General features: G+C 69.6%; 24 protein-coding genes and 1 pseudogene. 13 read left to right on the top strand and 12 right to left on the bottom strand.

Annotated elements, in window-relative coordinates; translation table 11 throughout:
- Positions 1–160: 160 nt before the first annotated feature.
- The gene (locus ACTJKO_RS05480; protein WP_440686487.1) at positions 161–523 is read left to right on the top strand and encodes a hypothetical protein; all 363 of its coding nucleotides are present in this window, start codon (positions 161–163) and stop codon (positions 521–523) included.
- Positions 524–556: 33 nt separating this feature from the next.
- Here ACTJKO_RS05480 and ACTJKO_RS05475 read toward each other — a convergent pair whose 3' ends face one another.
- The 3 genes from ACTJKO_RS05475 to ACTJKO_RS05465 all read right to left on the bottom strand — a co-directional run bounded on the left by ACTJKO_RS05475 (position 557) and on the right by ACTJKO_RS05465 (position 3,642).
- The gene (locus ACTJKO_RS05475; RefSeq protein ID WP_440686485.1) at positions 557–889 is read right to left on the bottom strand and encodes a hypothetical protein; all 333 of its coding nucleotides are present in this window, start codon (positions 887–889) and stop codon (positions 557–559) included.
- Positions 890–963: 74 nt separating this feature from the next.
- Complete coding sequence (locus tag ACTJKO_RS05470) at positions 964–1,473, bottom strand: hypothetical protein (protein ID WP_440686483.1); 510 nt, start codon at positions 1,471–1,473, stop codon at positions 964–966.
- Positions 1,474–1,551: 78 nt separating this feature from the next.
- Positions 1,552–3,642 carry an acyltransferase family protein gene (locus ACTJKO_RS05465; protein WP_440686481.1) on the bottom strand — a complete coding sequence of 697 codons (2,091 nt, stop codon included), beginning with the start codon at positions 3,640–3,642 and terminating at the stop codon, positions 1,552–1,554.
- Positions 3,643–4,004: 362 nt separating this feature from the next.
- Here ACTJKO_RS05465 and ACTJKO_RS05460 point away from each other — a divergent pair, with 362 nt between their 5' ends.
- The 3 genes and pseudogenes from ACTJKO_RS05460 to ACTJKO_RS05450 form a co-directional block, all read left to right on the top strand.
- Positions 4,005–4,751 (top strand): hypothetical protein, encoded by a 747-nt coding sequence (locus ACTJKO_RS05460; protein WP_440686479.1) that lies wholly within the window; start codon positions 4,005–4,007, stop codon positions 4,749–4,751.
- Positions 4,752–4,754: 3 nt separating this feature from the next.
- The gene (locus ACTJKO_RS05455) at positions 4,755–5,039 is read left to right on the top strand and encodes a PLD nuclease N-terminal domain-containing protein (RefSeq protein ID WP_440686477.1); all 285 of its coding nucleotides are present in this window, start codon (positions 4,755–4,757) and stop codon (positions 5,037–5,039) included.
- A gap of 18 nt (positions 5,040–5,057) precedes the next feature.
- Positions 5,058–5,306, top strand: a pseudogene (locus ACTJKO_RS05450) (SdpI family protein); the annotation flags it as partial.
- A 64-nt stretch (positions 5,307–5,370) separates the two neighbouring features.
- On the opposite strand, the gene ACTJKO_RS05445 reads toward ACTJKO_RS05450, so the two are convergent.
- Together ACTJKO_RS05445 and ACTJKO_RS05440 are read right to left on the bottom strand one after the other, a co-directional pair.
- On the bottom strand, positions 5,371–6,420 hold the full coding sequence (locus ACTJKO_RS05445) for a methionine synthase (RefSeq protein ID WP_440686475.1): 1,050 nt from the start codon (positions 6,418–6,420) through the stop codon (positions 5,371–5,373).
- Positions 6,421–6,472: 52 nt separating this feature from the next.
- The gene (locus ACTJKO_RS05440; protein ID WP_440686473.1) at positions 6,473–7,456 is read right to left on the bottom strand and encodes a putative oxygenase MesX; all 984 of its coding nucleotides are present in this window, start codon (positions 7,454–7,456) and stop codon (positions 6,473–6,475) included.
- A gap of 119 nt (positions 7,457–7,575) precedes the next feature.
- Between ACTJKO_RS05440 and ACTJKO_RS05435 the strand changes: the two genes are divergently transcribed.
- Together ACTJKO_RS05435 and ACTJKO_RS05430 are read left to right on the top strand one after the other, a co-directional pair.
- Positions 7,576–8,517: a LysR family transcriptional regulator gene (locus ACTJKO_RS05435; RefSeq protein WP_440686471.1), complete on the top strand. Its 942-nt coding sequence runs from the start codon at positions 7,576–7,578 to the stop codon at positions 8,515–8,517.
- 179 nt (positions 8,518–8,696) lie between these two features.
- Entirely contained in the window at positions 8,697–9,590 is an 894-nt protein-coding gene (locus tag ACTJKO_RS05430) for an SDR family oxidoreductase (RefSeq protein WP_440686469.1), read from the top strand.
- Between the two features lie 179 nt (positions 9,591–9,769).
- Here ACTJKO_RS05430 and ACTJKO_RS05425 read toward each other — a convergent pair whose 3' ends face one another.
- Positions 9,770–10,234 carry an ester cyclase gene (locus tag ACTJKO_RS05425; RefSeq protein ID WP_440686467.1) on the bottom strand — a complete coding sequence of 155 codons (465 nt, stop codon included), beginning with the start codon at positions 10,232–10,234 and terminating at the stop codon, positions 9,770–9,772.
- 32 nt (positions 10,235–10,266) lie between these two features.
- Positions 10,267–10,629: a DUF4267 domain-containing protein gene (locus tag ACTJKO_RS05420; protein ID WP_440686466.1), complete on the bottom strand. Its 363-nt coding sequence runs from the start codon at positions 10,627–10,629 to the stop codon at positions 10,267–10,269.
- A gap of 106 nt (positions 10,630–10,735) precedes the next feature.
- Between ACTJKO_RS05420 and ACTJKO_RS05415 the strand changes: the two genes are divergently transcribed.
- A complete protein-coding gene (locus ACTJKO_RS05415; protein WP_440686464.1) occupies positions 10,736–11,272 on the top strand; it encodes a TetR/AcrR family transcriptional regulator in 537 nt (178 codons plus the stop codon).
- A 50-nt stretch (positions 11,273–11,322) separates the two neighbouring features.
- On the opposite strand, the gene ACTJKO_RS05410 is transcribed toward ACTJKO_RS05415, so the two are convergent.
- The 5 genes from ACTJKO_RS05410 to ACTJKO_RS05390 all read right to left on the bottom strand — a co-directional run bounded on the left by ACTJKO_RS05410 (position 11,323) and on the right by ACTJKO_RS05390 (position 15,750).
- On the bottom strand, positions 11,323–11,895 hold the full coding sequence (locus ACTJKO_RS05410) for a VanZ family protein (protein WP_440686462.1): 573 nt from the start codon (positions 11,893–11,895) through the stop codon (positions 11,323–11,325).
- Between the two features lie 139 nt (positions 11,896–12,034).
- Positions 12,035–12,508, bottom strand: a complete 474-nt coding sequence (locus ACTJKO_RS05405; RefSeq protein WP_440686460.1) for an SAM-dependent methyltransferase — start codon at positions 12,506–12,508, stop codon at positions 12,035–12,037.
- Between the two features lie 20 nt (positions 12,509–12,528).
- The gene (locus ACTJKO_RS05400; protein WP_440686458.1) at positions 12,529–13,602 is read right to left on the bottom strand and encodes a threonine aldolase family protein; all 1,074 of its coding nucleotides are present in this window, start codon (positions 13,600–13,602) and stop codon (positions 12,529–12,531) included.
- A gap of 4 nt (positions 13,603–13,606) precedes the next feature.
- Positions 13,607–14,281 carry an SDR family oxidoreductase gene (locus ACTJKO_RS05395; RefSeq protein WP_440686456.1) on the bottom strand — a complete coding sequence of 225 codons (675 nt, stop codon included), beginning with the start codon at positions 14,279–14,281 and terminating at the stop codon, positions 13,607–13,609.
- Positions 14,278–15,750 (bottom strand): DUF6421 family protein, encoded by a 1,473-nt coding sequence (locus tag ACTJKO_RS05390; RefSeq protein ID WP_440686454.1) that lies wholly within the window; start codon positions 15,748–15,750, stop codon positions 14,278–14,280. The genes ACTJKO_RS05395 and ACTJKO_RS05390 overlap by 4 nt, the downstream gene beginning before the upstream one ends.
- A 355-nt stretch (positions 15,751–16,105) precedes the next feature.
- Here ACTJKO_RS05390 and ACTJKO_RS05385 point away from each other — a divergent pair, with 355 nt between their 5' ends.
- From ACTJKO_RS05385 to ACTJKO_RS05360, 6 genes are all read left to right on the top strand, one after another.
- Entirely contained in the window at positions 16,106–17,992 is a 1,887-nt protein-coding gene (locus ACTJKO_RS05385; protein ID WP_440686451.1) for an arabinofuranosidase catalytic domain-containing protein, read from the top strand.
- Positions 17,993–18,165: 173 nt separating this feature from the next.
- A complete protein-coding gene (locus ACTJKO_RS05380) occupies positions 18,166–19,215 on the top strand; it encodes a LacI family DNA-binding transcriptional regulator (protein ID WP_440686449.1) in 1,050 nt (349 codons plus the stop codon).
- Between the two features lie 102 nt (positions 19,216–19,317).
- Entirely contained in the window at positions 19,318–20,580 is a 1,263-nt protein-coding gene (locus ACTJKO_RS05375; protein WP_440686447.1) for a sugar ABC transporter substrate-binding protein, read from the top strand.
- Positions 20,577–21,539, top strand: a complete 963-nt coding sequence (locus ACTJKO_RS05370) for a carbohydrate ABC transporter permease (protein WP_440686445.1) — start codon at positions 20,577–20,579, stop codon at positions 21,537–21,539. Before ACTJKO_RS05375 ends, ACTJKO_RS05370 begins: the two co-directional genes overlap by 4 nt.
- Positions 21,529–22,446, top strand: a complete 918-nt coding sequence (locus ACTJKO_RS05365; protein ID WP_440686443.1) for a carbohydrate ABC transporter permease — start codon at positions 21,529–21,531, stop codon at positions 22,444–22,446. Before ACTJKO_RS05370 ends, ACTJKO_RS05365 begins: the two co-directional genes overlap by 11 nt.
- Entirely contained in the window at positions 22,443–23,843 is a 1,401-nt protein-coding gene (locus ACTJKO_RS05360) for a family 1 glycosylhydrolase (RefSeq protein ID WP_440686441.1), read from the top strand. The genes ACTJKO_RS05365 and ACTJKO_RS05360 overlap by 4 nt, the downstream gene beginning before the upstream one ends.
- The last annotated feature ends 14 nt before the right edge of the window (positions 23,844–23,857 follow it).

Here is a 23,857-nt window from a genome sequence, read left to right as displayed (position 1 = left end):
TCTTCGCAGGTTCGCTGTCCTCGGTGGCTTCTGGGATCCACAGGAGCGCAGCTGGGGGGGGCAAGGTTGACGAGAACGTCCTCGGCGGGAGCTGCTGGCGCCGCGGCGAGTCCTCCTCGCACGCTGGACACGTGCCTCCTGGACATGGATGATCAGGAGCGTGGAACACCTCGTCGACCTGGATGGCTTGGCTTCCCGACTGCTGCCCGACCTGCAGCGGTGGCAGCAGTCGGTTCAGGTGGGCCCGGTGACCTGGCGCGATGAGAACGCAGAGTGGCCGCAGCCCATCGTCGACGACCGATCGGCCGTGGAAGTCCCGGAATCGTTGGGACTCCGCCTGTGGCATGGCTCCGACGAGTTCGAGATCGTCATCTGGACCGGCGGTTGGGTCGATGCGGGGAGCTTCGTCGAGGGCGAACTGGAACAGCCTGCACTCGCGTTCGCGGACGAGGACGAGGCCTACGAGGCGATGTGCGCATGCGTCGAGGCGTTCATCAGCGCGACGCTCGACGACGGCCCCTGAGCGCCAGCCACGAAGAGCGACTGGCCGAGCCGATCAGCCGCGCTCCCGCCCCGGCAGCGCCCCGCCGCGGAGGAACGCCTCGTACGCGGCACGCGCGTCCTCCTCGATCGTGGGCCTTCCGTGCCGGTAGCGCGTGTCCGTCTGGTCGCGCTTGGGGCCCGAGATCCAGTACCCCTCGCCCGAGTCGACGTCGACGAAGTTGGCGTCGTGGTTGGCGTAGGCCGTGCCGGTCACGCGCCGCAGCGTGCGCCCGTGGAAGGACACCGTCGACCACGACTTCGAGAAGCTGACCCGCGCGATCCAGGACGGACCCGCGTCGGTGTCGTAGCCGGTCTTGAGCTGGACGAACATGATCCTGTCGGGCACGAGCCGACTGTAGTGCCGGGAGCGGCCGCGCCGCAGATCCGGCTGCGGACCGACCACCGAGACGGCCGAGCAGGTCAGCGGTCCGCCCCTCGCGCGACGACGAACGTGTCGAACAGCGCCCGCCCGGAGGTGTCGGTCGTGGTCGCGTCGAGCTCGATGCCGTCTCGGCCCTTCGGCACGTCGATGGGGATGCGTGCTGTGGAGCCGCAGTCGATGTCGGCTTGGCCGAGGACCGACTGCTGGTCGCTGGAGTACCCGTTCTCGTCGTGCCGCTCCGTGAAGTCGCGGATGGTGAGGTGCAGGGCCTTGGTGGAGCGGCAGACCGCGAGGACGTCGTACGGGCCAGCGAGCTTCGTCTGCAGCTCGATGATCCCCTCCGCCTTCCCCTTGTCCTCGTCACTCACGGTGAGTTGTCCGCCGCCTCCGCCCTGGGCGTCGTCGAACTGCGAGGACATCTGGGACATCCACTCCGAGTAGCCCTCGGGAAGCCTGTTCCCGGTGCTGTGACCGGTGCAGCCGGTCAGGAGGAGCGCCGCGCCGGCGAGCAGGACAGCGGTCGTCAGTCGGCGGGGGGTGTTCGGCACCCGCTGATCTTCCCCCGCCGGACGGCGGCTCGGCCACCCCGTGATCGCGGGGTGTGGTCGCAGATCACGACGATCCGGTCACCGCTCGTGTCCGGGGTCGGTCGCCTTGTCGAGCCGAGGTCCCACGATGTCCGCGGTGGTCTCCGCGAAGGCGGCCGTCATGTGGTGCCGGTCGAAGTACACGACCAGTCCGCCGATGACGGAATGACAGGTGCCGTCGGTGCAGAACACGTCGGCCATGTCGACGACCGGGACGTCCGTGGCGGCGGCCGCCTGCACCATCGGGTCTCTGTCGGCGGCGAGCTGCGCCCGGGTGAGCGGTGTCGTGCAGGGGTCCGATTCGTCCATGTGCTCTGCAACGCACTGCGGGACGTTCGGCTCGGCGGAGATCGGGTCGTCCCGGAGCGCCACGACCTGTTTGCCGCCGTCGCGGAGCGGCTTCCAGACGGACTCGAAGTCGCCGGCGGTCAGCGACCGCCACGGTGCCGGGGCCGCGGTGTACGAGGGCGTGAAGTTCGTGAAGACGACGGACTGCACGTCGGGCGAGGCGAGGATGTCGTGCTGGACCGAGGCACCCCAGGTGGCGCAGCTGTTGACCGTGGCGGGCTGCCCGTTCTTCGCCGCGGCGATGCCCGGGATCCCGAGGCCGGCGCAGTAGCTCTTGAGGTAGGTGACGAACTCGATGCGGTGTGCTTTCCCGTACCGGTCGAGCGGCACCACGTACTGACCGGCGTGCGAGTCCCCGACGAGTGCGATCCGCTTGACCGGGTGCTCCGTGTCACCGACGCGGCAGGTCATCACCTCGGTCTGGGTCAGGCCCTGCTTGCACGGGTCGACGACGGCCACGCCCTTGCCGATGTCGCTCCGGGCGACGCTCGGGTCGGTGAGTGCCGTGGGCTTGTTCGGGTTCGTGCAGTCCGGGTTACCGACCACGAGCGCGCCCGTACAGGGCCGTTTCTCGCGCAGCGAGTGGCGCATCGCATCGGCACGTGCATCGTTCGTCGCGTCGGTGACGGTCGCCACGGACGTGGACATCCCGAGGACGAGCACCGCGGTGGCGACACCGGCCACGACGGAGACCAGCGGTCGGCGGCGCGTGAGTGCCGGCATGGTGCGGGCCGGGTCCTCGACGAAACGCTTGGTGAGGACCGCGAGCACGAGTGAGAGGACGATCACGGCGAGCTTCGACTTGAAGCCCAGCGGGTGGCCCATGGCGAAGGGCACGATCGTCAGGATCGGCCAGTGCCAGAGGTACAGCGAGTAGGAGACCGCGCCCAGCCGTTGCACTCGCGGGAGCCGGGCGATGTGCGTCGGCGACCACCAGATGTGCGGCATGCCCGCGGCGATGACCAGCATCGTCCCGACCACGGGGAGCAGAGCGGTCCAGCCGGGGAACGGCGTCGCTGCGGTGAAGAAGAGGAGCGCGGCCGCGATCATCGCCAGTCCGGCCCAGCTCATCGAGGCCGCGAGGACCCGGCGCGGTTTGTGTCGACCGTAGGTCAGGAAGGCCAGGATCCCACCGAGCCCGATCTCCCAGGCGCGGGTCGTGGTGTCGAAGTAGGCGGTCGACGGGGACGTGATCGTGATGACGATCGAGAGCGCGAGACTCACCGCGGTGATCCCCGTCAGGACGAAGAACACCCGCCGCGCCGTGCTGATCCGACGACGGCGCCTGGGCAACGCGAGCACGCCCAGCACGATCAACGGCCAGACGATGTAGAACTGCTCCTCGACCGACAGCGACCAGAAGTGCTGGACCGGCGACGCTGCGTTGTCCGCGCCGAGGTAGTCCACGCTCGCCGCGGACAGCAGCCAGTTCTGCAGGGAGACGGCAGACGCGGCGAACTCCCGGAAGTACTGCACCCACTGGACCTGCGGCACCCAGATGAGCGTCGCGATCGCGGTGGCGACGAGCACCAGTGTGCTCGCGGGAAGCAGCCGTCGGACGCGACGTGCCCAGAACGCGAAGACGTCGACCGACCGGGTCTTCTCGGTCTCGCGCAGCAGGTGGCCGATGATGAGGAACCCGGAGATGACGAAGAACACGTCGACGCCGACGTACCCGCCGGGCAGCCGGTTCGGCCACAGGTGGTACAGCACCACCGCGACGACGGCGATCGCCCGGAGGGCCTGGATCTCGGGACGGAACCGTCCTTCGATCTGCTGCATGACGCGCGTACTGATCCTGGCTCCCTCACCCCTGGCGCCGCCGTGCTGCGGAAGTGTCGTTTCGCCTCCGAGAGCCTACATTGAGCAAACCGCACGATTCGAGCGCGCAGCCCCCGGCTTCACATCGGAGTCCCGGACTGGAGGCGCGGCTCGCGTCCGTCGCGCCGCTGTTGGTTCCAGCATGACCGCCCGCGGTTGCCCGTCTTCAAGCGGTCGTGCGATCCGGAAACCTGTGGGAGCTCGCGGAGACCGGACCCCGCACCGCTCTGTTGACATTCTGAAGTATCACATGGTGGACTGCTCGTCGTCGGCAAGGCCGCCGACGCCGTACCGGCGGAGCCGGACAACCAAGGGGAGCTCTCGTGAAGCGAACGACGACCAAACTGGTTGCCTCGATCGGCGCAGCATGCGCCATCGTCGCAACCTCCGCCATCGGCTCCGCCCCGGCGCAGGCAGCGGAGCCCTTCGACACCGACGGCGCTACCGCTCCGCGAACGCCCTCTGCGGTGTTGTCGGCGATCCGCGCCGACCTCGTGGCTTCAGGAGCTGCATCAGAGGTCGCGACCTTCGACCGGCTCAGCGCTGATCAGCGCCTCGAGCTTGCTTCGTACTTCTTGGATCCGGCTGTGGCGTCGGCAGTCACCGCGGCCGCTGGCGCGAAGGTGCTCGGCCCGGGCACTGTTCGCACGCGCGGGAATTTCGAATGGGGAGCGGTCGAACCATCCCTGAGCGCGCAGGATGACGACCGCGCTGAGGGCGGGGCGAGAGCGGCGTCGCGATCGTCCTGGGGTACGCAGTGGTTCGCGTTCGCCGGGATCAGGCTCACCGAGACGAAGGTGTCGATGTCGTACGAGTACAGCGGCGCGACCGCGACGAAGATGCTCGGCTACTCGTGCACGGTCGTCAGGAACGTCCAGCCCTTCACCGAGGTGAGGACGTCGAAGAGCAGTGGCTACATCAGTGGCGGACAGGCCACCGCGAAGTGCAAGGTCGTCGTCAAGCGTGGCGTCCCGACGCCTTGGGGATCGATCGCTTGGAGCACGTATTCGTCGATCCAGCGCCTCAGCGCGAAGGGCAACGGCGGAATCACCGCCAACCGTTGGGAGTGACCCATGAACCCACTCATCCCGACAGCGCTCGACGGTGTGCTGATGGCTGTGTCCACCGTCGCGTCCCTGCTGGCTCTCGCAGCGTTCGTCTCGCTGGTCCGATCTCCGTCGCCCGCTGGTCGGCGGTTGCTCGTGTGGATCCTCGTCGTCCTCTTCATGCCGATCCTCGGGCCGATCGCGTGGTTCGTTGCCCAGAGCCGCGAACGGTCCATCGAGTCGGGACGTGGCACCTTCGGATCGTGCGGACCTGGTCACGTCGGCCGCTTGGCCGGTCGGGGAAAGGGGTAGACGGTGGTCTTCGTCGAGATGGCCGCTGCCGTACTGAGCGTGGTCTTCGTCGTGTTGCCGGCGCGAGGCGTCATCGGTCGGAACGAGTTCGTCGGTGTTCGCACGCGAGCGACGATGCGGGATGAGGCGGCGTGGCGCCGAGGGCACCGTGCTGCAGTCCTGCCGACCGGTGTCGCTGCCGGTGGCGCCATCGCCCTCGGTATTGCTGCCGTCGCGACCGGGCGGGCTGACGACGTGTTCGCGGTGGTTCTCTGCGCGGCCGTGCTCGTTGCCGGGGCGCTGTGGAGCGTGGGCGCCGCGCGACGAGCGTTGGACTCGTCGGTCGGACGGCCTAGCGCCCAGCGGGGACGGCGGCCTTCGCGAGTTCCGCGCGCACGATGTCCGTCCCTGCCGAGAGCGCGCTCAGCTTGTCCAGCGCAGCGCCACGTGCGAGCGGGGCCATCCCGCAGTTGGAGCTCGGGATGAGCTTGTCGGCGTCGACGAACTCGAGCGCCCGACGCAGCACCTCGGCGACCTCCTCCGGCGTCTCCACGGTCTCGGTGGCGACATCGATGGCGCCGAGCATGACCTTCTTCCCGCGGATGAGCTCGACGAGCTCGATCGGGACGTGCGAGTGGATGCACTCGAGCGAGACGATGTCGATCGACGACTGCTGCAGGAGCGGGAAGGACTGCTCGTACTGGCGCCACTCGGCTCCGAGCGTCTCCTTCCACTTGTTGTTCGCCTCGATGCCGTAGCCGTAACAGATGTGCACGGCGGTCTCGGCGCGGAGGCCCTCGGCAGCGCGTTCGAGTGCGGCGACGCCCCAGTCCTGCACCTCGTCGTGGAAGACGGTGAACGCCGGTTCGTCGAACTGGATGATGTCGACGCCGGCGGCTTCGAGTTCCCGCGCCTCCTCGTTGAGGATCGTGGCGAACTCCCACGCCAGCTTCTCGCGGCTCTTGTAGTGCTGGTCGGACAGTGTGTCGATCATGGTCATCGGGCCGGGGAGCGCCCACTTGATCGGCCGGTCGGTCTGGGCCCTGAGGAAGGCAGCGTCCTCGACGAACACCGGCTTCCGACGGCTCACGGCACCGACGACGGTGGGGACGGCCGCGTCGTAGCGGTCGCGGATCCGGACGGTCTCCTTGCGGTCGAGGTCGACGCCGTCGAGGTGCTCGATGAAGGTCGTCACGAAGTGCTGGCGGGTCTGCTCGCCGTCGCTGACGATGTCGATGCCCCGCCGCTCCTGCTCGTGCACCGCGGCCCGGAGGGCGTCCTGCTTGCCCTCGACCAGCGCTGCACCCTCCAGCAGCCAGGGGGACCAGAGACGCTCGGGTTCGGCGAGCCAGGACGGCTTCGGCAGGCTGCCGACGATCGAGGTGGGCAGGAGGTTCGTCATGTGCGGGGGTCCAGTCGGTGGAGGAGCGAAGGCGGTCGGTGGGCGGACGCGATCAGTGCGCGAGCGCGCTGTGGCCGGCGGCCCAGCGCTCGAGGAGTTCGCGATGCGGCTGCACGAGGTGCTCCTCCGTGTACCGGCCCTGCGTGATCCCGAGGCGGCTGCGCTCCTCGCGGTCGTAGGCGATGCCGGTCCTCGCGAAGTCGGTGTGCTCCAGGCTCGGCCGGAAGGTGCTCGGGGCCGGGGTGTTCGCGTTGTAGATCTCCGGGCGGTAGATCTTCTGGAACGTCTCCATCGTGCTGATCGTGCCGATGAGCTGCAGGTCCGAGTAGTCGTGCACGAGGTCGCCGCGCGTGTAGAAGGCGAGCGGAGCCTTCGCGCCCGCGGGCATGAAGTACCGCACCTGCATCCCCATCCGTCCGAAGTAGTCGTCGGTGAGCGAGGAGCGCTCGTGGTGGTACTCGGCGCCGAGGACGGGGTGGACGTACTCCGACCGGCGGTAGGTCTGGCTGGTGGAGACGCTGATGCACACGACCGGCTCGGCGTCGAACCGGGACCGGAAGGCGTTGGACTCCAGGAAGCGCTGGAACAACAGCCCGTGGAGCCGGCCGAAGTCGTCCGGGATGCCCGCGCTCTTGTCGAGGGAGGGCAGCAGCACCGCGAAGTCGTAGTCGCGGAGGTACGACGAGAAGTTGTTGCCCAGGATGCCCTGGTGGCGCTCGCCGGTGCGCTGGTCGAGGATCGCGACGTCCAGCACCTCGATCAGGGGGAACTGCTCGTCCGCGCCGCCGTCCTCGAAGTGCATCGTCACCGAGACGATGTCGAGCTCGACGCGGTACCGGTCACCGTCCGGGTCGTCCGCCGCCGCGAGGTCGTTGCACCGGCGATCGATCATGGCGAGGGCACCCCGCAGGTTCTGCTGCCGGTGCTCTCCGCGCGCGAGGTTGGCGAAGTTCGTGGTGAGCCGGGAGCTGTCCGCGGGGGAGTAGTCCTCGTCGAACCGGGTCCTCGTGATGCTGAAGGTGGGGTCGTTCGTCATGTCGGCCGTCCGTACGCTGGGTGGCCCGGAGGCACGGTGGAAGGTGTCCCTCGATCATCGCGGCACACGAGGGTCATCAGGTAATCCGGATGGCCTATGCCCTGGTATAGCCTCGGCCTATGGCACGGGTCTCGAACGACATCACGCTGCAGCAGCTCCGGTACTTCATCGAGGTCGCCTCGGAGGGCTCGATCAGCGCCGCCGCGGACATGCTCTACGTCGCCCAGCCGACCCTGTCCGCGGCGATGAAGGACCTCGAGACGCGGATCGGCCGCGCCCTGTTCACCCGGTCGGCACGAGGAGTCGTGCTCACCGTCGACGGCGTCGAGTTCCTCGGCTACGCCCGACAGGTCGTCGAGCAGGTCTCCCTCCTGGAACAGCGCTACGTCGGCGGGCAGCCCTCCCGGCGGCTGCTCGGGGTGTCCGCGCAGCACTACTCGTTCGCGGTCGAGGCCTTCGTCCGCATGGTTGAAGGCGCAGCGGCGGACGAGTACGAGTTCTCGCTCCGCGAGACGCGCACCTGGGACATCATCGAGGACGTCCGCACCCTCCGGAGCGAGGTGGGTATCCTCTACCGCAACGACTTCAACCGGCAGGTCCTCGGGAAGCTGATGCGGGACGCCGGGGTCGTGTTCACGCCGCTGTTCGTGGCAGAACCGCACATCTTCGTCGCCCGTCGGAACCCGCTCGCGTCACGGCAACGTGCGACCCTCGCCGACCTCGAGGACCTCCCGCGGCTCACGTTCGACCAGGGTGCGAACAACTCCTTCTACCTGGCCGAGGAGATCCTGTCGACGATGTCCAGCAAGCGGGAGATCCGAGTGTCGGACCGCGCGACGATCTTCAACCTCATGATCGGCCTGGGCGGGTACACGATCTCCACCGGACTCATCAGCGACGACCTCGACCCCGAGATCGTCGCCATCCCGCTCGACGTCGACGAATGCATCGAGATCGGGTGGATCGCACACGCCTCCGTGCCGCTCACCGTGCAGGCGCAGACGTACCTGGACGAGCTGCGGGCGGTGGTGAGCAGCTACGGCGTGGAGCCGCTCGGGTAGGTGGGCGGCACGCGACGGGCGCGCGCGTCGACCGCTGGTGCGGTGACCAGCCTGGAGGCGCGACGTGCGTCCGGCGGTCGGGTCGCGCCTCCAGTCGGTTCCGCCCCACGCTGACGAGCCGTCCCGGAGTCCGTAGGGTGAGGGGCGGGGACGCGCAGCGTCCGAGGGGAGCAGGGCGCATGCGGATCGCGATCACGGGCGGGACCGGCTTCGTCGGGCGACACCTCGCGGAGCGGTACCCGGACGACGACGTCGTCGTCGTGTCGCGTCGGACGGGCGTCGAGATCGACGACGTGGACGCCCTCACCACGGCGTTCGAGGGGGTCGACGCCGTGGCGCACTGCGCGGGCATCAACCGCGAGATCGGCGACCAGTCGTTCGAACGCGTGCACATCCGCGGGACCGCCGCCGTGCTCGAGGCGGCCCACCGAGCCGGGGTGCAGCGCGTCGTCCTCCTGAGCTTCCTGCGCGCCCGACCGGGCACGGGTTCGCCGTACCACGAGACGAAGTGGGCCGCGGAGGAGATGGTCCGTTCCTCGGGGCTGGACTACACCGTGCTCAAGGCCGGGATGATCTACGGGCACGGCGACCACCTCGTCGACCACCTCAGCCACACCGTGCAGACCGTGCCGCTGTTCGCGTCCGTCGGTCTCCGCGAGAAGACGATCAGCCCGATCCCGGTCGCCGAACTCGTCGACGTGCTCGTCGCGGCTCTGGATGGGCAGCTGTCCCGCCGCACCGTCGCGGTCCGTGGTGGCGAGGCGCTGCTGCTCAGCGACGCCGTGCGCCGCGTCGCACGCGTGGTGGGTCGGCCCGTGCGGGTCTTCCCGGCGCCGGTCTGGGCGCACAAGGTGCTCGGACAGGTCACCGAGTGGACGATGCAGGTCCCGCTCGTCGCCAAGGCACAGGTGCGCATGCTCGCGGAGGGCGTCACCGAGGCGACGCAGCCGGCCGGAGAGCTGCCCGCAGAACTCGCACCGAAGGCCCGCTTCGACGACGAGCACATCCGGGCGGCGCTCCCGCCGCGTGGTGGGTTCACGTGGCGGGACCTGCGCCGACCGGGGAGTCGCTGAGGGCGTCCGAGTCATTCGCCCCGATCGTGGACCGATCGGCGGCCGCTCCGGCCTCACGGAGGCCGACGAGCGGGTAGTCCTCCGACAGGTGCGGTGCGTCGACTCCGCTCGGACGCCTGCGGGCGGGACGCCCACGAGGGCGTCCGGGACGCCACGACCCTGCGACCGACCGGCTCAGGTCACCCCCAGGCGTGCGGGGTGGTCGCATCGCTGGGCGCGTTCAGCTGCGCCATGAGACCAGTGAAGTCCTCGAGGTGCCAGGTGGCGACGATCCTGCCGTCGCGGACCTGGTGGACGTCCATGGTGCGCATCTCGATCCGCTTGCCGGTGGGCTCGTGCCCCATGAAGGCGCCTTGGTGCGTGCCGGAGACCGTGTTGCGGACCGCGACCCTGTCGCCCTGGACGATGACGTCCTGGTGCTCCACCGTGTAGTCCGGCATCGCACGCCGGAACAGTGCGATCTGGCCCGCCATCCCGGCGCGCCCCTGCTCCTGTCCGGGAGCGAGCGGGAGGTCGACCCAGTCCTCGGCGAGGATCTCGTCGTAGACGGCCGTGTCACCGGTGCGGAACGGCTCGTAGAACGCGCGGACGACGTCTTCCGCGATGCCGTCGGGGGAGCCGTGCTCCTCGGTCGTGGTGTTCATCAGGGTGCTTCCTTCCGACGTGGTGGAGGTGCTCAAGCGAGCGCGAGGATGAGGCCGGCGATGACGAGGACCACGGCGGTCGCCCCGTGGACGCTCAGTGCCTGGCGGAGCTTCCCGCCGTTGGTGACGACGATGATCGCGTCGCCGATGGGGGTGATCGCGGCGGCGACGAGCACCCAGCCGAACGCGTGCGGCCCGGCGACGAGCAGCACGACGAGCGGGACGATGCCGGAGGTGATGTCCCGGACGCCCTTGATGCTCGTGAATGCCCGCGGTCGGTCGTCGGCGACTCCGAACCCAGCGGTCGCGACCCTCGGAGCGAGGAGGAAACGTCCGCCGATGAACAGGATGAAGAGGCAACCGAGGATGGCGGTCACGAGGGCTGCGATGATCACGAGAGAGCCTTTCTTTGTTAGATAACACCGTTATGCGACGAAGGTAGCAGCCGCTGCTCTCGATGTCTAGTGCTGTTATGTAACGCAGTTCTGTTACAGTCGGACCATGTCTCCCCGTCCTGCTCCCGACCTCGACCTGCGGCGCGAACAGATCACCAGCACCGCCCGCGTGGTCGCCGAAGCCGAGGGGTGGGACGCGGTCACGATGCGCCGTCTCGCGTCGGAGATCGGCGTCACCCAGCCGGTGATCTACTCCGCCTTCCCCGGCGGCCGGCAGGCACTCGTCGACGCCGTCGCGCTCGCCGGGTTCGAAGCGATCGCGGGGGCGCTCCAGAGCGTCCCGGCGGAGCCGATGGCGCGGATGGAGGCGTACCTCGCGTTCGCGGTCGACCAGCCGCGCGTCTACGAGGCGATGTTCTCGATGCCGTCAGGGCTCGAGTTCGGTGCCGGCACCGGGCCGGACGTCCTCCAGCGGGCGTTCGACGGCATCGAGGCAGCGTTCCCCGGCGACGACGGCACCGAAGCCGAGGTGGCGTGGGCGACGGTGCACGGGTTGGCCACCCTCGAGATCAGCAAGCGGCTGCCCGCGGTGCGATCACGAGCCCGACTGGAGCGCGTCGTGCGGGTGCTCTCGCAGAACTGAGTCCGAGGCAACGGTCACGACGGACGTGCCACGCGCCTCCGGGCCGACCGTCAGGCGGAGCGGGACGGCCGCACCCCGGACTGCGTGGTCGGCCATCGGAACCGGCCGATCCAACGCGCGAGGACCGGCTGCCGCATGCAGGCGGCGGAGAGCGCCCAGCCGAGCACTCCACCGACGCTGTTGCTGATCCAGTCGTTGACGTCGGCGACGTGGCCGCCGTGGGCGAGGCGTGCGGTGAGGAACTGCGCGACCTCGATCCCGAGGCTGATCCCGGCGCAGATCGCGATGACGCGCAGCCAGGTCGGGCGCGCCAGCATGAGGGACACGAGGATCCCCAGCGGGACGAACACGAGGATGTTCTGCACTGCGTCGTCGATCTCGTAGTCGACCACCGGCACGAGGTTCAGGGGCAGGAGCTCCGACCCGCCGCTCGACGGCCAGGCGAGGTAGATGGGGAACACCGTGTTCGCGACGATGCCGCCCGAGTATAGGGCCGTGGCTGCCGCGACGGCGGAGCGGGCGACCGTGAGTCGGCCACGACGGTGCAGCAGCCAGAGCAGGACCACGAACAGGACGATGCCCAGCGGGACGACGAACGGCAGGGTGGGGAGCTTCCCGAACAACGTGCAGTGCCTCCTCGACCACGGGCTGGGTCTCACGGCCGACGACGAGCGTAGCGGCGCGGAGCAGCCGATCCCCGGCCCGGCGAGGAAGATCATCCCGTGGTCGCACGCGGCTGGCCGGCCGGACGGACGGCGCTGTTCAGGCGGACGTGTCCCAGTAGCCGTGCATCAACTCGGTCGCCCACGTCGGCTGCGTCACTGCGCCGCGCGGACCGAACTCGTCCATGTAGGGCTTCAGGTCCACCACGGGGGTGCCGTCGACGGCATCGAGTCCGGAGACGTGGAGCGTCGTGCCCTCGACGCGGACGATCTTCGCGATGGTCGCGCCGAGACGGTTCGGCCGGTTCTTGCCTCGCTGGGCGAAGATGCCGACGAGGGGCCAGTCCGGGTTCCCGCGGGGCCGACGGGCGCCGCGTTCGATCTTCGATTCGGGCACCTGGTCGAAGCAGTAGAGCACCTCGACGTGGCTGAACTGCTGGAGTCCGAGCAGGGCGTCGGGGCCGAACGTGGTCGTGTCGAGTTCGATGGACGCGACCTCACGATCCCAGTCGTCGTCGCGGACCTCGGCTCGGGTGCTCCGGACGTGTCCGATGGGGTCGATGGTGATCTGCACCCGGTCATCCTCGCGCATCGTCAGACCGCGTCGAGCTCCCGCACCAGCGCGTCCACGAAGGTGTCGATGTCCTGCTCCGACGTGTCGAACGCGCACATCCACCGCACCTCGTTCCGGCTGGCGTCCCAGTCGTAGAACCGGAAGTGCTGCCGCAGCCGGTCGGCCACGCCGGCGGGCAGGGTGGCGAACACCCCGTTCGCCTGGGTCTCCTGGCTGAACTCGACGCCCGTGATGCTGCCGTCGGCGATGCGGGCTTCGAGTGCGGCGCGGAGCCGGGCGGCCATCGCGTTGGCGTGCCCGGCGGATCGGAGGTGGAGGTCGTCGGTGAGCAGGGCGATGAGCTGCGCCGACACGAAGCGCATCTTCGACGAGAGCTGCATGTTGAGCTTGCGGAGGTAGTGCAGGCCCTCGGACGCCGCGGGGTCGAGCACGACGATCGCTTCGCCGTAGAGCATGCCGTTCTTCGTGCCGCCGAAGCTCAGCACGTCGACACCGGCGTCGGTGGTGAAGTCGCGCAGTGGCACGCCGAGCGTCGCCGCGGCGTTCGAGATGCGGGCGCCGTCCATGTGCAGCTTCATGCCGAGCGGGTGGATGTGGTCGGCGATCGCGCGGATCTCCTCGACCGTGTAGGCGGTCCCGAGCTCGGTCGTCTGGGTGATCGACACGACGAGCGGCTGGGCACGGTGCTCGTCGCCCCAGCCCCAGGCTTCGCGGTCGATGAGCTCGGGGGTGAGCTTGCCGTCGGGCGTCTCGACCGGCAGGAGCTTGATGCCGCCGACGCGTTCGGGAGCACCGGCCTCGTCGGTGTGGATGTGCGCGGTCGTCGTGCACACCACGGCACCCCAGCGGGGCAGCATCGACTGCAGCCCGACGACGTTGGCACCGGTGCCGTTGAACACCGGGAACACCTGCGCCTGCTCGCCGAAGTGCTCGCGGAACACCTCGTGCAGCCGCGCCGTGTACACGTCCTCGCCGTAGGCGATCTGGTGCCCCGCGTTCGCCGTGGCGATCGCGTCGAGGACCTCGGGGTGGATGCCGGCGTAGTTGTCCGAGGCGAAGCCCCGCAGGTCCAGGTCGTGCAGTGGAAGGGTCACGGGTTCATCCTAGGGAGACGGGTTCGAGCGGGATGCGGGTGCCGTTGAGCGCTCCGGGTGCCCCGTCCCAGAGCCGGACGACCTGGTCGCCGAGCTGCTGCTCGAGGCCGGCGAGCGTCCTGACGACGAAGACGACGGCGGCCGCGGTCTGCGGGGCCTGCTTCCGGAAGCCCTGCGCGACGGACCGGACCCAGGCGTCTGCAGCGGCCTTCGCGGCGGCGTAGTTGGCGGCGCCCGCGGTGGGGGAGTCGACCGCGGTGGAGGAGACGATCGCGAGCCGCCCGGCGGGCGATGCGACCAGGTCCGCGTCGAACACGCGCGTGGTGTTCCGCAGGGTGCGGAAGCCGCGGTCGAGGAACTCCCAGTCCTCGTCGGACTGGCCGGCGATCCCGCCGCCGCCGCGCCAGCCGCCGACGAGGTGGACCAGGCCGTCGACGGGGCCGGCGGTCTCGTGGAGTTCCGCAGCGAGTGCGGTGACCGCGTCGAGGTCGGCGAGGTCGCACCTGTGGGTCGTGACGCCGGGGACGGAGTCGCGGAGTGCCTCCAGTGCGTCCGCGCGCGTCCCGACGGCGTGGACCGACGCCCCCGCTGCCGAGAGTGCGCGCGCGACGGCCTCGCCGCTGGTGCTGGTCGCGCCCGCGACCAGCACCAGACGGCCGTCCAGGGGGCGGCGGCTCACGCCGCGGCGTCCGCGACGTCCGGGGACGCCGCGTCCGTCGTGCCGGTGATGCCGGCGGTGGACTCGATGACCGACGCCATCTTCTTGTCGAGCGCCTCGTAGAACATCGACAGCGGGAACTCGTCGTCCAGGACCGCGTCGGTGTAGCCCTTGGGGAGCCCGGCGAGCGTCTCCGCCGGGAGGCCGCGCGCCCAGACGGAGGCGGGGTGCGGCGTGAGCGTGCGGGTCAGCATCTCGTACGCGGCGAGCCAGTGTGCCGACTTCGGCCGGTCGATGGACCGCCAGTACAGCTCGTTGATCTCGTCGCTCAGTGCGATGACGACGTCCGGCACGGCGTCCCAGTCGATCGTGAGCTGCGTGTCGGTCCAGTGCAGGACGCCGTGCTGGTGCAGCCAGGCGAACAGCAGCTGGCCACCGAGGCCGTCGTAGTTCCGGACGCGGCTGCCGGTGATCGCGAAGCGGAAGATGCGGTCGAAGATCACCGCGTACTGCACGAGACGCGCGTGGTCGCGGATGGCGCGCTGCCCGTCCTGGAGGCTCGCATCGCCGAGCGCGGACAGCTCGCGTTCCAGACGTACGGACTCACGGAACGCGGTGAGGTCGCAGCGCAGCTCCTCCAGCGAGTACAGGAAGAACGGCATCCGCTGCTTGATCATGAACGGGTCGAAGGGCAGGTCGCCGCGCATGTGGGAGCGGTCGTGGATGATGTCCCACATCACGAAGACCTCCTCGGTGAGCTGCTGGTCGTCGAGCATCGCGGCGGCGTCCTCGGGCAGGTCGAGCTTGGTGATCTCGGCGGCCGCGCGGACGACCCGGCGGTAGCGCGCGGCCTCGCGGTCCTGGAAGATCGCGCCCCAGGTGAACGTCGGGATCTCGCGCATCGCGACGGTCTCGGGGAACAGCACGGCGGAGTTCGTGTCGTATCCGGGGGTGAAGTCGACGAAGCGGAGCGCGACGAACAGCGTGTTGCCGTAGTCGCCCGCCTCGAGCTCGGCGATGAAGTCCGGCCAGATCACCTCGACGAGCACGGCCTCGACGAACCGAGAGGAACTGCCGTTCTGTGTGTACATCGGGAAGACGACCAGGTGCCCGAGGCCGTCCACGCGGTGCTGCTGCGGCTGGAAGGCGTTCAGGGAGTCGAGGAAGTCGGGGACGCCGAACCCCTGTGCCTCCCACTGTGCGAAGTCCCGCTGGACTGCGGTGAGGAACGCCTCGTCGTGCGGGAAGAACGGGACGAGTTCGGTGATGGCGGGCATGATCACGGCGAGGTGCGCCGCAGCGGCCGGGTGGTCGGACTCCTCGGGGACGGATCCGTCCTTCGCCTGCACGCCCTGCAGTGCGACGACGGCCTCCTTGAGGCGGAGCCACGCCGGGTGGACGGCCAGCTCCCGCACGGTCGGGCGGTCCTCGACGACCTCGGGCTCGCCGACGATCGCGTCCTTCGAGAACTCCTGGACGAACTGATACATGTCGAACCTCCCGTCATCGGGTCAGCCGCGGCGTTGCGGCGGGATCGTGCGCGGTGCGCGGACCTGCCACGAGCCTAAGGAAGAACCGGAGACGGGTTCTTGCCCATCTGCGGCGGAATCGTGCGTGTTCGGGCGGGCGTCGCGGCGGATCGGCCCCGCCGCGCAAGCTTCCGGCGCTCGGTCCGTTCGGCACCCGGACGGGACCGTCGTCCCCGGTCGGACCGTCGGTGTTCCGGGACGGTCCTCGACCTCCGGCGGCCCCGAGCGGTACCATGGGTGGGGTTAATCGATTAAGCAATGCTGCTGGACCGATGACCGCTCCACCTCGCAACGACGCAAGGAAGGACAGCACCACATGCACAACAGATCCAGGACACGGGTCGGCCGCATCACCGCGGCCACCCTCGGGGCACTCGCCCTCGTCGCCGGGGGACTCCTCGGCGCGACGGCCGGTGCGGGCAGCGCCACTGCCGCCAGCAACGGGCCGTGCGACATCTACGGCAACTCGGGCACCGCCTGTGTCGCCGCGTACAGCTCGACCCGGGCCCTGTACTCCTCGTACAACGGTCCGCTCTACCAGGTGCAACGCGCCTCGGACGGCGCGACGACGAACATCGGGCTGCTCGCTGCCGGCGGGTACGCGAACGCCGCGACGCAGGACGCGTTCTGCTCGGGGACCACCTGCACGATCCCGAAGATCTACGACCAGTCGCCGAACCACAACGACCTGACCGTCGCACCGGCGGGTGACGCCGGCCCGGCCAACAACCCGGCGAACGCGACCGCCCTGCCGATCACCGTCGCCGGGCACGCGGCGTACGGCATCTACATGCCGCAACAGGTCGCCTACCGGATCTCGAGCACGCTGGCGAAGGGCACGGCGCGAGGAGCCAGTCCGGAGTCGATGTACGAGGTCGCGAGCGGCACGAACGTCAACCACGGCTGTTGTTCCGACTTCGGCAACGTCGAGACCCAGGAGAAGGACACGGGCAAGGGGCACATGGACGCCCTGAACCTGTCGATGCTCAACGGGACGGGCAGTGCCGGCCGTGGTCCGTGGGTGCAGGCGGACCTCGAGAACGGTGTCTACGAGGGGAAGACGGCGATCAACACCGCCAACACCGGCAACTCGACGAAGTTCGTCACCGCCCTCCTGAAGAACGACGGGGTCGCGAACTTCGCGCTGAAGGGCGGCGACTCGCAGTCCGGCTCGTTGACGAAGTGGTACGAGGGGGCGCTGCCGACCGACAAGGACGGTGACGGCCAGGGCTACACGCCGATGAAGCTCGAGGGGTCGATCGTGCTCGGAGCGGGCGGGGACAACTCGAACCGTGGGACGCAGTCGTTCTTCGAGGGCGTGATGACGACCGGCTACAGCTCCGACGCCGCGGACGACGCGGTGCAGGCGAACGTCGTGGCGCAGAACTACCAGGGCGTGTCGACGGGCGGCGGACCGGGGGCGCCGATCGTGGGTCCCGGTGGCAAGTGCATCGACGTCAGCGGGGACGACGTCGGTGGCAACACGGCCGTCGTGCAGCTCTGGGACTGCCAAGCGCTGGCGGCCGACCAGCACTGGCTCGGCAACGTCTACGGTGCCCACACGCTCTCCACGCTGGGGCGCTGCCTCGATGCCGACGGCAACGGCACGGCGAACGGCACGCACCTCGAGCTGTACGACTGCAACGGGGTCGGCGGCCAGCAGTGGATCGTGCAGCCGGACGGTTCGATCAAGAACCCGCAGTCCGGCCGGTGCCTCGACGACCCGTCGGGGAACACCGCGAACGGCACGCCGCTCCAGCTCTACGACTGCAACGGCAACCAGGCGCAGAAGTTCGTCGCCGCCGTCCCGATCCGGACGATCGGGTCGAAGTGCGTCGACGTCGCGGGCAACGACCTGCAGCAGAACGGCCAGCAGGTGCAGGTGTGGGACTGTCAGACGCTCCTGACCGACGAGCAGACCACGGACCAGCAGTGGGCCTACAACGCCGCCGACCACACGATCCGGACCCTCGGGCGCTGCCTCGACGTCGACGGCAACGCGACGGCGAACGGTTCGCACCTCGAGCTGTACACGTGCAACGGGGTCGGTGGCCAGCAGTGGGTCCCGCAGGCGAACGGTTCGGTGCTCAACCCGCAGTCCGGTCGGTGCCTCGACGTCCCGTCCGGCAACACCGCGAACGGCACGCCGCTGCAGCTCTACGACTGCAACAACCAGCAACCGCAGGTGTTCAGCTTCAACTGATCGCCGACGATCCCCAGGGGGACGGGAGGCCCGTGGCGACGCCGCCACGGGCCTCCCGTCCGTCGTGCCGGCGCGTTTCGCGGCGATCGCGAGAAAGTGCTTGCTTCATCGATTAAGCAGGTGCATGATGAGTGCAGTTAATCGATAAAGCGTCGATCTGCGAGGAGGCGACCGTGCCGAAGTCCGTGACCCTGAAGGACGTCGCCGCCAAGGTCGGCGTGACGTCCGCCGCCGCGAGCATGGCCCTCGCCGGACACGAGCGGATCAGCGAGCGGACCCGGGCCGCCGTCCGGCAGGCCGCAGCCGAACTCGGCTACGTCCCGAGCTCCGCCGGTCGTGCTCTCCGCAGCCAGCGCGCCGACGCCGTCGCGCTGATCGTGCCGAACTCGTCCACCCACGTGTTCGGCCACATGTACTTCATGCACGTCCTCACGGGCATGTCCACCGCCGCGAACGCGCACGACGCCCAGGTGATCGTGTCGACGAACGCCGACACGTCCACCGGCGGGGTCGCGTACGAGCGGGTCATGCGGTCGCGGACGGCCGACGGCGCCATCGTCACGAGCGCCGCGATCGACGACGACCACGTGCAGGGACTCGTCGCGAGCGGGCTGCCGGTCGTCCTCATCGGCAACTACCCGCACCTCGCCGACGCCGTCTCCGTCGGGATCGACGACGTCACCGCGACCGAGCGGCTCGTCGACCACCTCGTGACCGAGCACGGACGACGACGGCTGCTGCACGTCACCGGCACGCTCGACCACCAGACCGGCATCGACCGCCGCGACGGGTTCCTCCGCGCGGCCGCCGCACACGGCGTCGACGACGTCTCCGTCGTCGAGGGCGACCTGTCCGAGGAGTCCGGCGCCGCGGCCGTCGAGCAGGTGCTCCGCGACCACCCGGACGACCTGCCGGACGCGATCGTGTTCGCGAACGACGACATGGCGGTGGGTGGGCTCCGGGTCCTCCGCCGCGCGGGCGTCCGCGTGCCCGAGGACCTCTCCGTCGTCGGGTTCGACGACTTCGGCCTCGCACGCGTGACCACGCCCGGCATCACGACCGTCCGCGTCCCCGCGGAGGAGATGGGGCGGATCGCCACCGAGCGCCTCTTCGACCTCGTCGACGGCCGGCCGAGGCGCGGCCGACACACCGAACTCCCGGTCGAGATCGTCCTCCGCGGATCCTGCGGTTGCGACGACGACCCCGGACAGTCCGCCCCCTGACCCACCCCGACCCGCACCCACCCCTCCCCATCCCACCCACAGCGCACTCGATCGACCCCGAACACCGACCCGCGCACCCGTAACGCAAAGGAGCGTTCGAAGATGAAGCACGCACGCACGACCCTCGCGGTCGTCTCCGGTGCCGCCGCCATGGCCCTCGTCCTGACCGGCTGTTCCGCCGGCGGCAGCGCCGACACGAGCGGCCCCGTCACCCTCAAGGTCTGGACCGGCTTCACCGGCGGCGACCGACCCGGCTACGCCACCATCGTCAAGGACTTCGAGAAGGCGCACCCGGACATCTCGGTCCAGATGACCGTCCAGCCGTGGGACACCATCCAGCAGAAGCTCCCCTCGGCGTGGCTGACCGGGCAGGGCCCCGACGTCGCGGCGGTGAGCTCCGACCCGAACGCCGTGGCGCAGTACGTCAAGACCAACTCGGTGCTGCCGATCACCGAGACCGGCAGCGGGGACGGCAAGATCAACACCTCCGAGTTCGCGCCCGGCACCGTCGACGAGTTCACCTACGACGGCAAGCTGTACGGCGTCCCGGCCAACTTCGCGACGCTCAGCCTGTACTACAACAAGAAGCTCTTCGAGCAGGCGGGCATCACGAACCCGCCGACGACCGTGCAGGAGATGGCGGCGGACGCGAAGAAGCTCACCACCGGCGGCAAGTACGGCATCGCGCTCGCGGACAACCAGACGATCCAGATGTGGCCCGTCCTCCAATGGCTCGAAGGCGGCGACATCGTGACCGCCAAGGGGTGCAGCGCCGTCCAGACGAGCGCCGGGCAGCAGAGCCTGACGACCTGGGGCGACCTCGTCGCGAAGGACAAGGTCAGCCCGGTCGGTCTCACCGGCGCGGAGGCGGACTCGCTGTTCTCCGCCGGCAAGGCCGCGATGGAGATCAACGGTCCGTGGGCGGCCCCCGGCTACAAGTCGGCCGGCATCGACCTCGGCATCGTCAAGGTCCCGGTCGGCGTGGACGGCAAGTCGACCACCCTCGGCTCGATCGCGCCGCTGTCGATCTCCGCGAAGACGAAGTACCCGAAGCAGGCGCAGGAGTTCCTGGCCTACTGGACGTCCAAGACCGCCCAGGAGAAGTTCTCACTGCAGACGGGCTTCCCGCCGCTGCGCACCGACCTCTCCGACGACGCGAAGCTCAAGGCCGACCCGACCGTCTCGGTCTTCGCCAGCCAGGTCGGCGACTCCCGTCTCTACCTGCCGCACGTCACGAACGCGACGAAGGTCGACTCCGACGCGTACGTCCCGATGATCGGCAAGATCACGCGGGGCACCTCCGTCGCCTCGGCGACGAAGGAAGCCGCGCAGACGATCGACGGCCTCACCGGTTGCAGCCAGTGACCGACCAGCTCACCGGGTCGGCCCCGTCACGCGGCGCGCGTGACGGGGCCCCCGCCCCCGCAGGCGGACGCCAGGCGCGGGTCACCCGACGCCGTCCGCGCCGCTTCCAGCCCGCCTGGCTCTTCATGGCGCCGTCGCTGCTGATCCTCGGTGTCTTCGTCCTGTTCCCGATCCTGCGGTCCCTCTACTACTCGTTCTTCGACTGGACGGTCGGCGCGGCGTCGCAGCCGTTCGTGGGGTTCGGCAACTACGTCAAGCTCTTCCACGACCCGCAGTTCTGGAACGCCCTGCGGGTGACGCTCGAGTACACGGTCGTCTCCGTCGTCCTGCTCGTGGTGCTCGGGTTCGTCGCCGCCCTGCTCCTGCAGCGTGACACCCTGCTCAACCGCATCGTGCGCTCGGTGTTCTTCTTCCCGACGATCGTGTCGCTCGTCACGATCGGCCTGGTCTGGAAGTTCCTGCTCGACCCGGACATCGGGCTCGTCGGTGGTCTCACCGCGCTGTTCGGCCTGCCGAGCGTCGCCTGGCTGCAGTCCACCTCGCTCGCACTGCCGACGGTGATCTTCGTGTCCGTCTGGAAGAGCATCGGGTTCGCGATGATCCTGTTCATCGCCGGCCTCAAGGGCGTCCCCGCCGAACGGTACGAGGCCGCCGAGCTCGACGGCGCGAACCGCTGGCAGACCGTCTGGCGGATCACCCTGCCGAGCATCCGTCCCACGTTGCTCTTCACCTCGATGATCCTGACGATCCAGTCGTTCCAGGTGTTCGACCTCGTCTACGTCATGACCGGAGGTGGCCCGGTGTTCGCCACCGACTCGCTCGTGAACCTGCTCTACCGCGACGGGTTCGTCAACTACCAGACCGGCTACGCGTCGGCCATCTCCTGGGTCCTCTTCGTGATCATCATGCTCATCTCGCTCCTGCAGCTCCGACTCTTCCGCTACGACGATGTCGACTGACGCACTCACCCGGCGACCGCCCGTGGCGGAGCCGACCCGCGCCTCCAGTCCGGACGCCGACCGGCGGCGGCGACACGGCCACCGGAGCGGCCTCGTCGTCACCGGCTCCGTCCTGAAGTGGGTCTACCTGGGCATCGGGCTGGTGTTCGCGCTCGTCCCGTTCATCTGGATGGTCAGCGGCTCCTTCCGGTCCGAGGCGGACCTGTTCGGCCACCCCGCGTCGCTCCTGCCGACCAGCATCACGCTGCACGGCTACGAGGGCGTCTGGTCACAGCTGCCGTTCCTGCGGCTGTTGCTCAACTCGTTCGTGTTCACGGCCGTGACGACCGTGCTGACGCTGCTGTTCGACTCGATGTGTGCCTACGCGCTCGCGCGGATGCGGTTCGTCGGGCGGAACGTCGCGTTCGTGCTCGTCATCGCGACGCTCATGGTGCCGTTCCAGGTGACGCTCATCCCGGTGTTCGTGGAGCTGTTCCACCTCGGCTGGCTCAACACCTACCAGGGACTCATCATCCCGCGGGCGACCAGCGCGTTCGGGATCTTCCTGTTCCGGCAGTTCTTCATCGACATCCCGCCGGAGCTCGACGAGGCGGCGCGGATCGACGGTGCCGGCCACTGGCGGATCTACTGGCAGGTGATCCTGCCGCTCGCGAAGCCCGCGATCGCGACCGTCGCCGTGCTCAACGGGATGGCGCTGTGGAACGACCTGCTCTGGCCGCTCGTCGTGAGCACCTCCAACGACATGCTGACCCTGCCGGCGGGCCTGACGCTCTTCGGCGGGGCGCACGTCACCGACCACGCCGTGCTGCTCGCCGGCGCGGTGATCTCCCTCGTACCGATCGCCCTCGGGTTCTTCTTCGCGCAGAAGTACTTCGTCGCCGGGGTCGCGACGTCAGGGCTGAAGTGAACCGGGCGTTCGCGCCGGGCACCTTCACCTGGGCGCTCGGGATCGAGGACACCTGCGTGTACCCGCCGGCCCGTTTCGTGATGGCGCCGCTCGACGAGCACCGTCTCACCGGGCACGACACCGCTTGGCGCGCCGACCTCGACGCCGTCCGCGACCTCGGTGCGACCGCCCTGCGGTACGGGGTCGACTGGCCACGCGTCCACCTCGGCCCGGACCGGTACGACTGGACCGTGCTCGACGAACGGCTGGCACACGCGGCGGCGGGCGGTGTCACGGTGATCGCCGACCTCGTGCACTACGGGACACCGACGTGGCTCGACGGCTCCTTCGCCGACCCGCGCTACCCGGAGGCGATCGCGTCGTTCGCGGGTGCGTTCGCGGCGCGCTACGCGGGGGTGGTCGACCACGTCACGCCGCTCAACGAACCGATCACGACGGCCTCGTTCGCCGGACTGCGCGGCGTGTGGCCGCCGGCGCTGACCGGCTGGGACGGGTGGACCCGGGTCGTGCTCGGCATCGCCGCGGGGATCCAACGCACGATCGAGGCCGTCCGCGACGCCAACCCGGACGCCGTGATCCTGCACGTCGAGGCGAGTTCCCTGGTCGAGGCCGGGGACGCCCACACCGAGACCCTGGCCGAGACGGCCCTGCTCGAGGTGCTCGGGACCGTGCCGACCGACCTCGTGACGGGCCGCGTCACGCCCGACCACGAGGTGTACCCGTGGCTCCTCGAGCACGGCGCCACCGCTGCGGAACTCGACGCGCTCGTCGACGGCGCCGTCACCCTCGACCTGCTCGGCGTGAACTACTACCCGGACCTCACCCCGCGGCGGCTGACCACCGAAGCAGGACGGGTCGTGCAGCGCGCGCACGACCGCTGGGCCGACGGGCTCGCGGACGCACTCCGGCGCTTCGACGCACGGTACGGGCTGCCGATGGTCGTCACGGAGACGTCCATCGAGGGCGTCGACGAGCTCCGGACGTCCTGGGTGCACGACGCCGCAGACGCCGTGCGCGACCTCGCCGCCGACGGCCTCGACGTGCGGGGGCTCACGTGGTGGCCGCTGTTCGACTTCGTGGACTGGTCGTACGCCTCCGGAGGACGCAACGTCGAGGAGTTCGAACTCCCGCCCGAGGTCGTGGCGGAACGCGCGGCGAGCGACCGGAAGACGCCGTACCTCCGACGGATGGGGTTGATCCGGCTCGACGAGGCGGCCGACGGGACGCTCGGACGCGTCCGCACCCCGGCCGCCGAGGCGTTCCGGCGGCGGGCCACGCAGGACGCGCGTGCTCCCGGGCCACCCACGGTGGGCGGGGACGACGGTGTCGGCGGAGCGGCAGCCGGGCACGCCGATGTCATCCCCGCGGCGGACTCCGCGCGAGCGCCTCGTCCCTAGACTCGTCGCCGACG

The sequence above is a fragment of the Curtobacterium sp. 22159 genome (assembly GCF_052045775.1).
In the GTDB taxonomy this organism is placed as follows: Bacteria; Actinomycetota; Actinomycetes; order Actinomycetales; family Microbacteriaceae; genus Curtobacterium.
The sequence above is the reverse complement of the archived record's forward strand: the minus strand, read 5'-3'. Positions and strand labels throughout refer to the sequence as shown.

Coding starts and splice junctions, on each gene's coding strand:
- ACTJKO_RS05415 (WP_440686464.1), top strand. CDS start 10,736: ATGTCTCCCCGTCCTGCTCCCGACCTCGACCTGCGGCGCGAACAGATC.
- ACTJKO_RS05430 (WP_440686469.1), top strand. CDS start 8,697: ATGCGGATCGCGATCACGGGCGGGACCGGCTTCGTCGGGCGACACCTC.
- ACTJKO_RS05365 (WP_440686443.1), top strand. CDS start 21,529: ATGTCGACTGACGCACTCACCCGGCGACCGCCCGTGGCGGAGCCGACC.
- ACTJKO_RS05390 (WP_440686454.1), bottom strand. CDS start 15,750: ATGTATCAGTTCGTCCAGGAGTTCTCGAAGGACGCGATCGTCGGCGAG.
- ACTJKO_RS05455 (WP_440686477.1), top strand. CDS start 4,755: ATGAACCCACTCATCCCGACAGCGCTCGACGGTGTGCTGATGGCTGTG.
- ACTJKO_RS05375 (WP_440686447.1), top strand. CDS start 19,318: ATGAAGCACGCACGCACGACCCTCGCGGTCGTCTCCGGTGCCGCCGCC.
- ACTJKO_RS05465 (WP_440686481.1), bottom strand. CDS start 3,642: ATGCAGCAGATCGAAGGACGGTTCCGTCCCGAGATCCAGGCCCTCCGG.
- ACTJKO_RS05435 (WP_440686471.1), top strand. CDS start 7,576: ATGGCACGGGTCTCGAACGACATCACGCTGCAGCAGCTCCGGTACTTC.
- ACTJKO_RS05425 (WP_440686467.1), bottom strand. CDS start 10,234: ATGAACACCACGACCGAGGAGCACGGCTCCCCCGACGGCATCGCGGAA.
- ACTJKO_RS05445 (WP_440686475.1), bottom strand. CDS start 6,420: ATGACGAACCTCCTGCCCACCTCGATCGTCGGCAGCCTGCCGAAGCCG.
- ACTJKO_RS05385 (WP_440686451.1), top strand. CDS start 16,106: ATGCACAACAGATCCAGGACACGGGTCGGCCGCATCACCGCGGCCACC.
- ACTJKO_RS05440 (WP_440686473.1), bottom strand. CDS start 7,456: ATGACGAACGACCCCACCTTCAGCATCACGAGGACCCGGTTCGACGAG.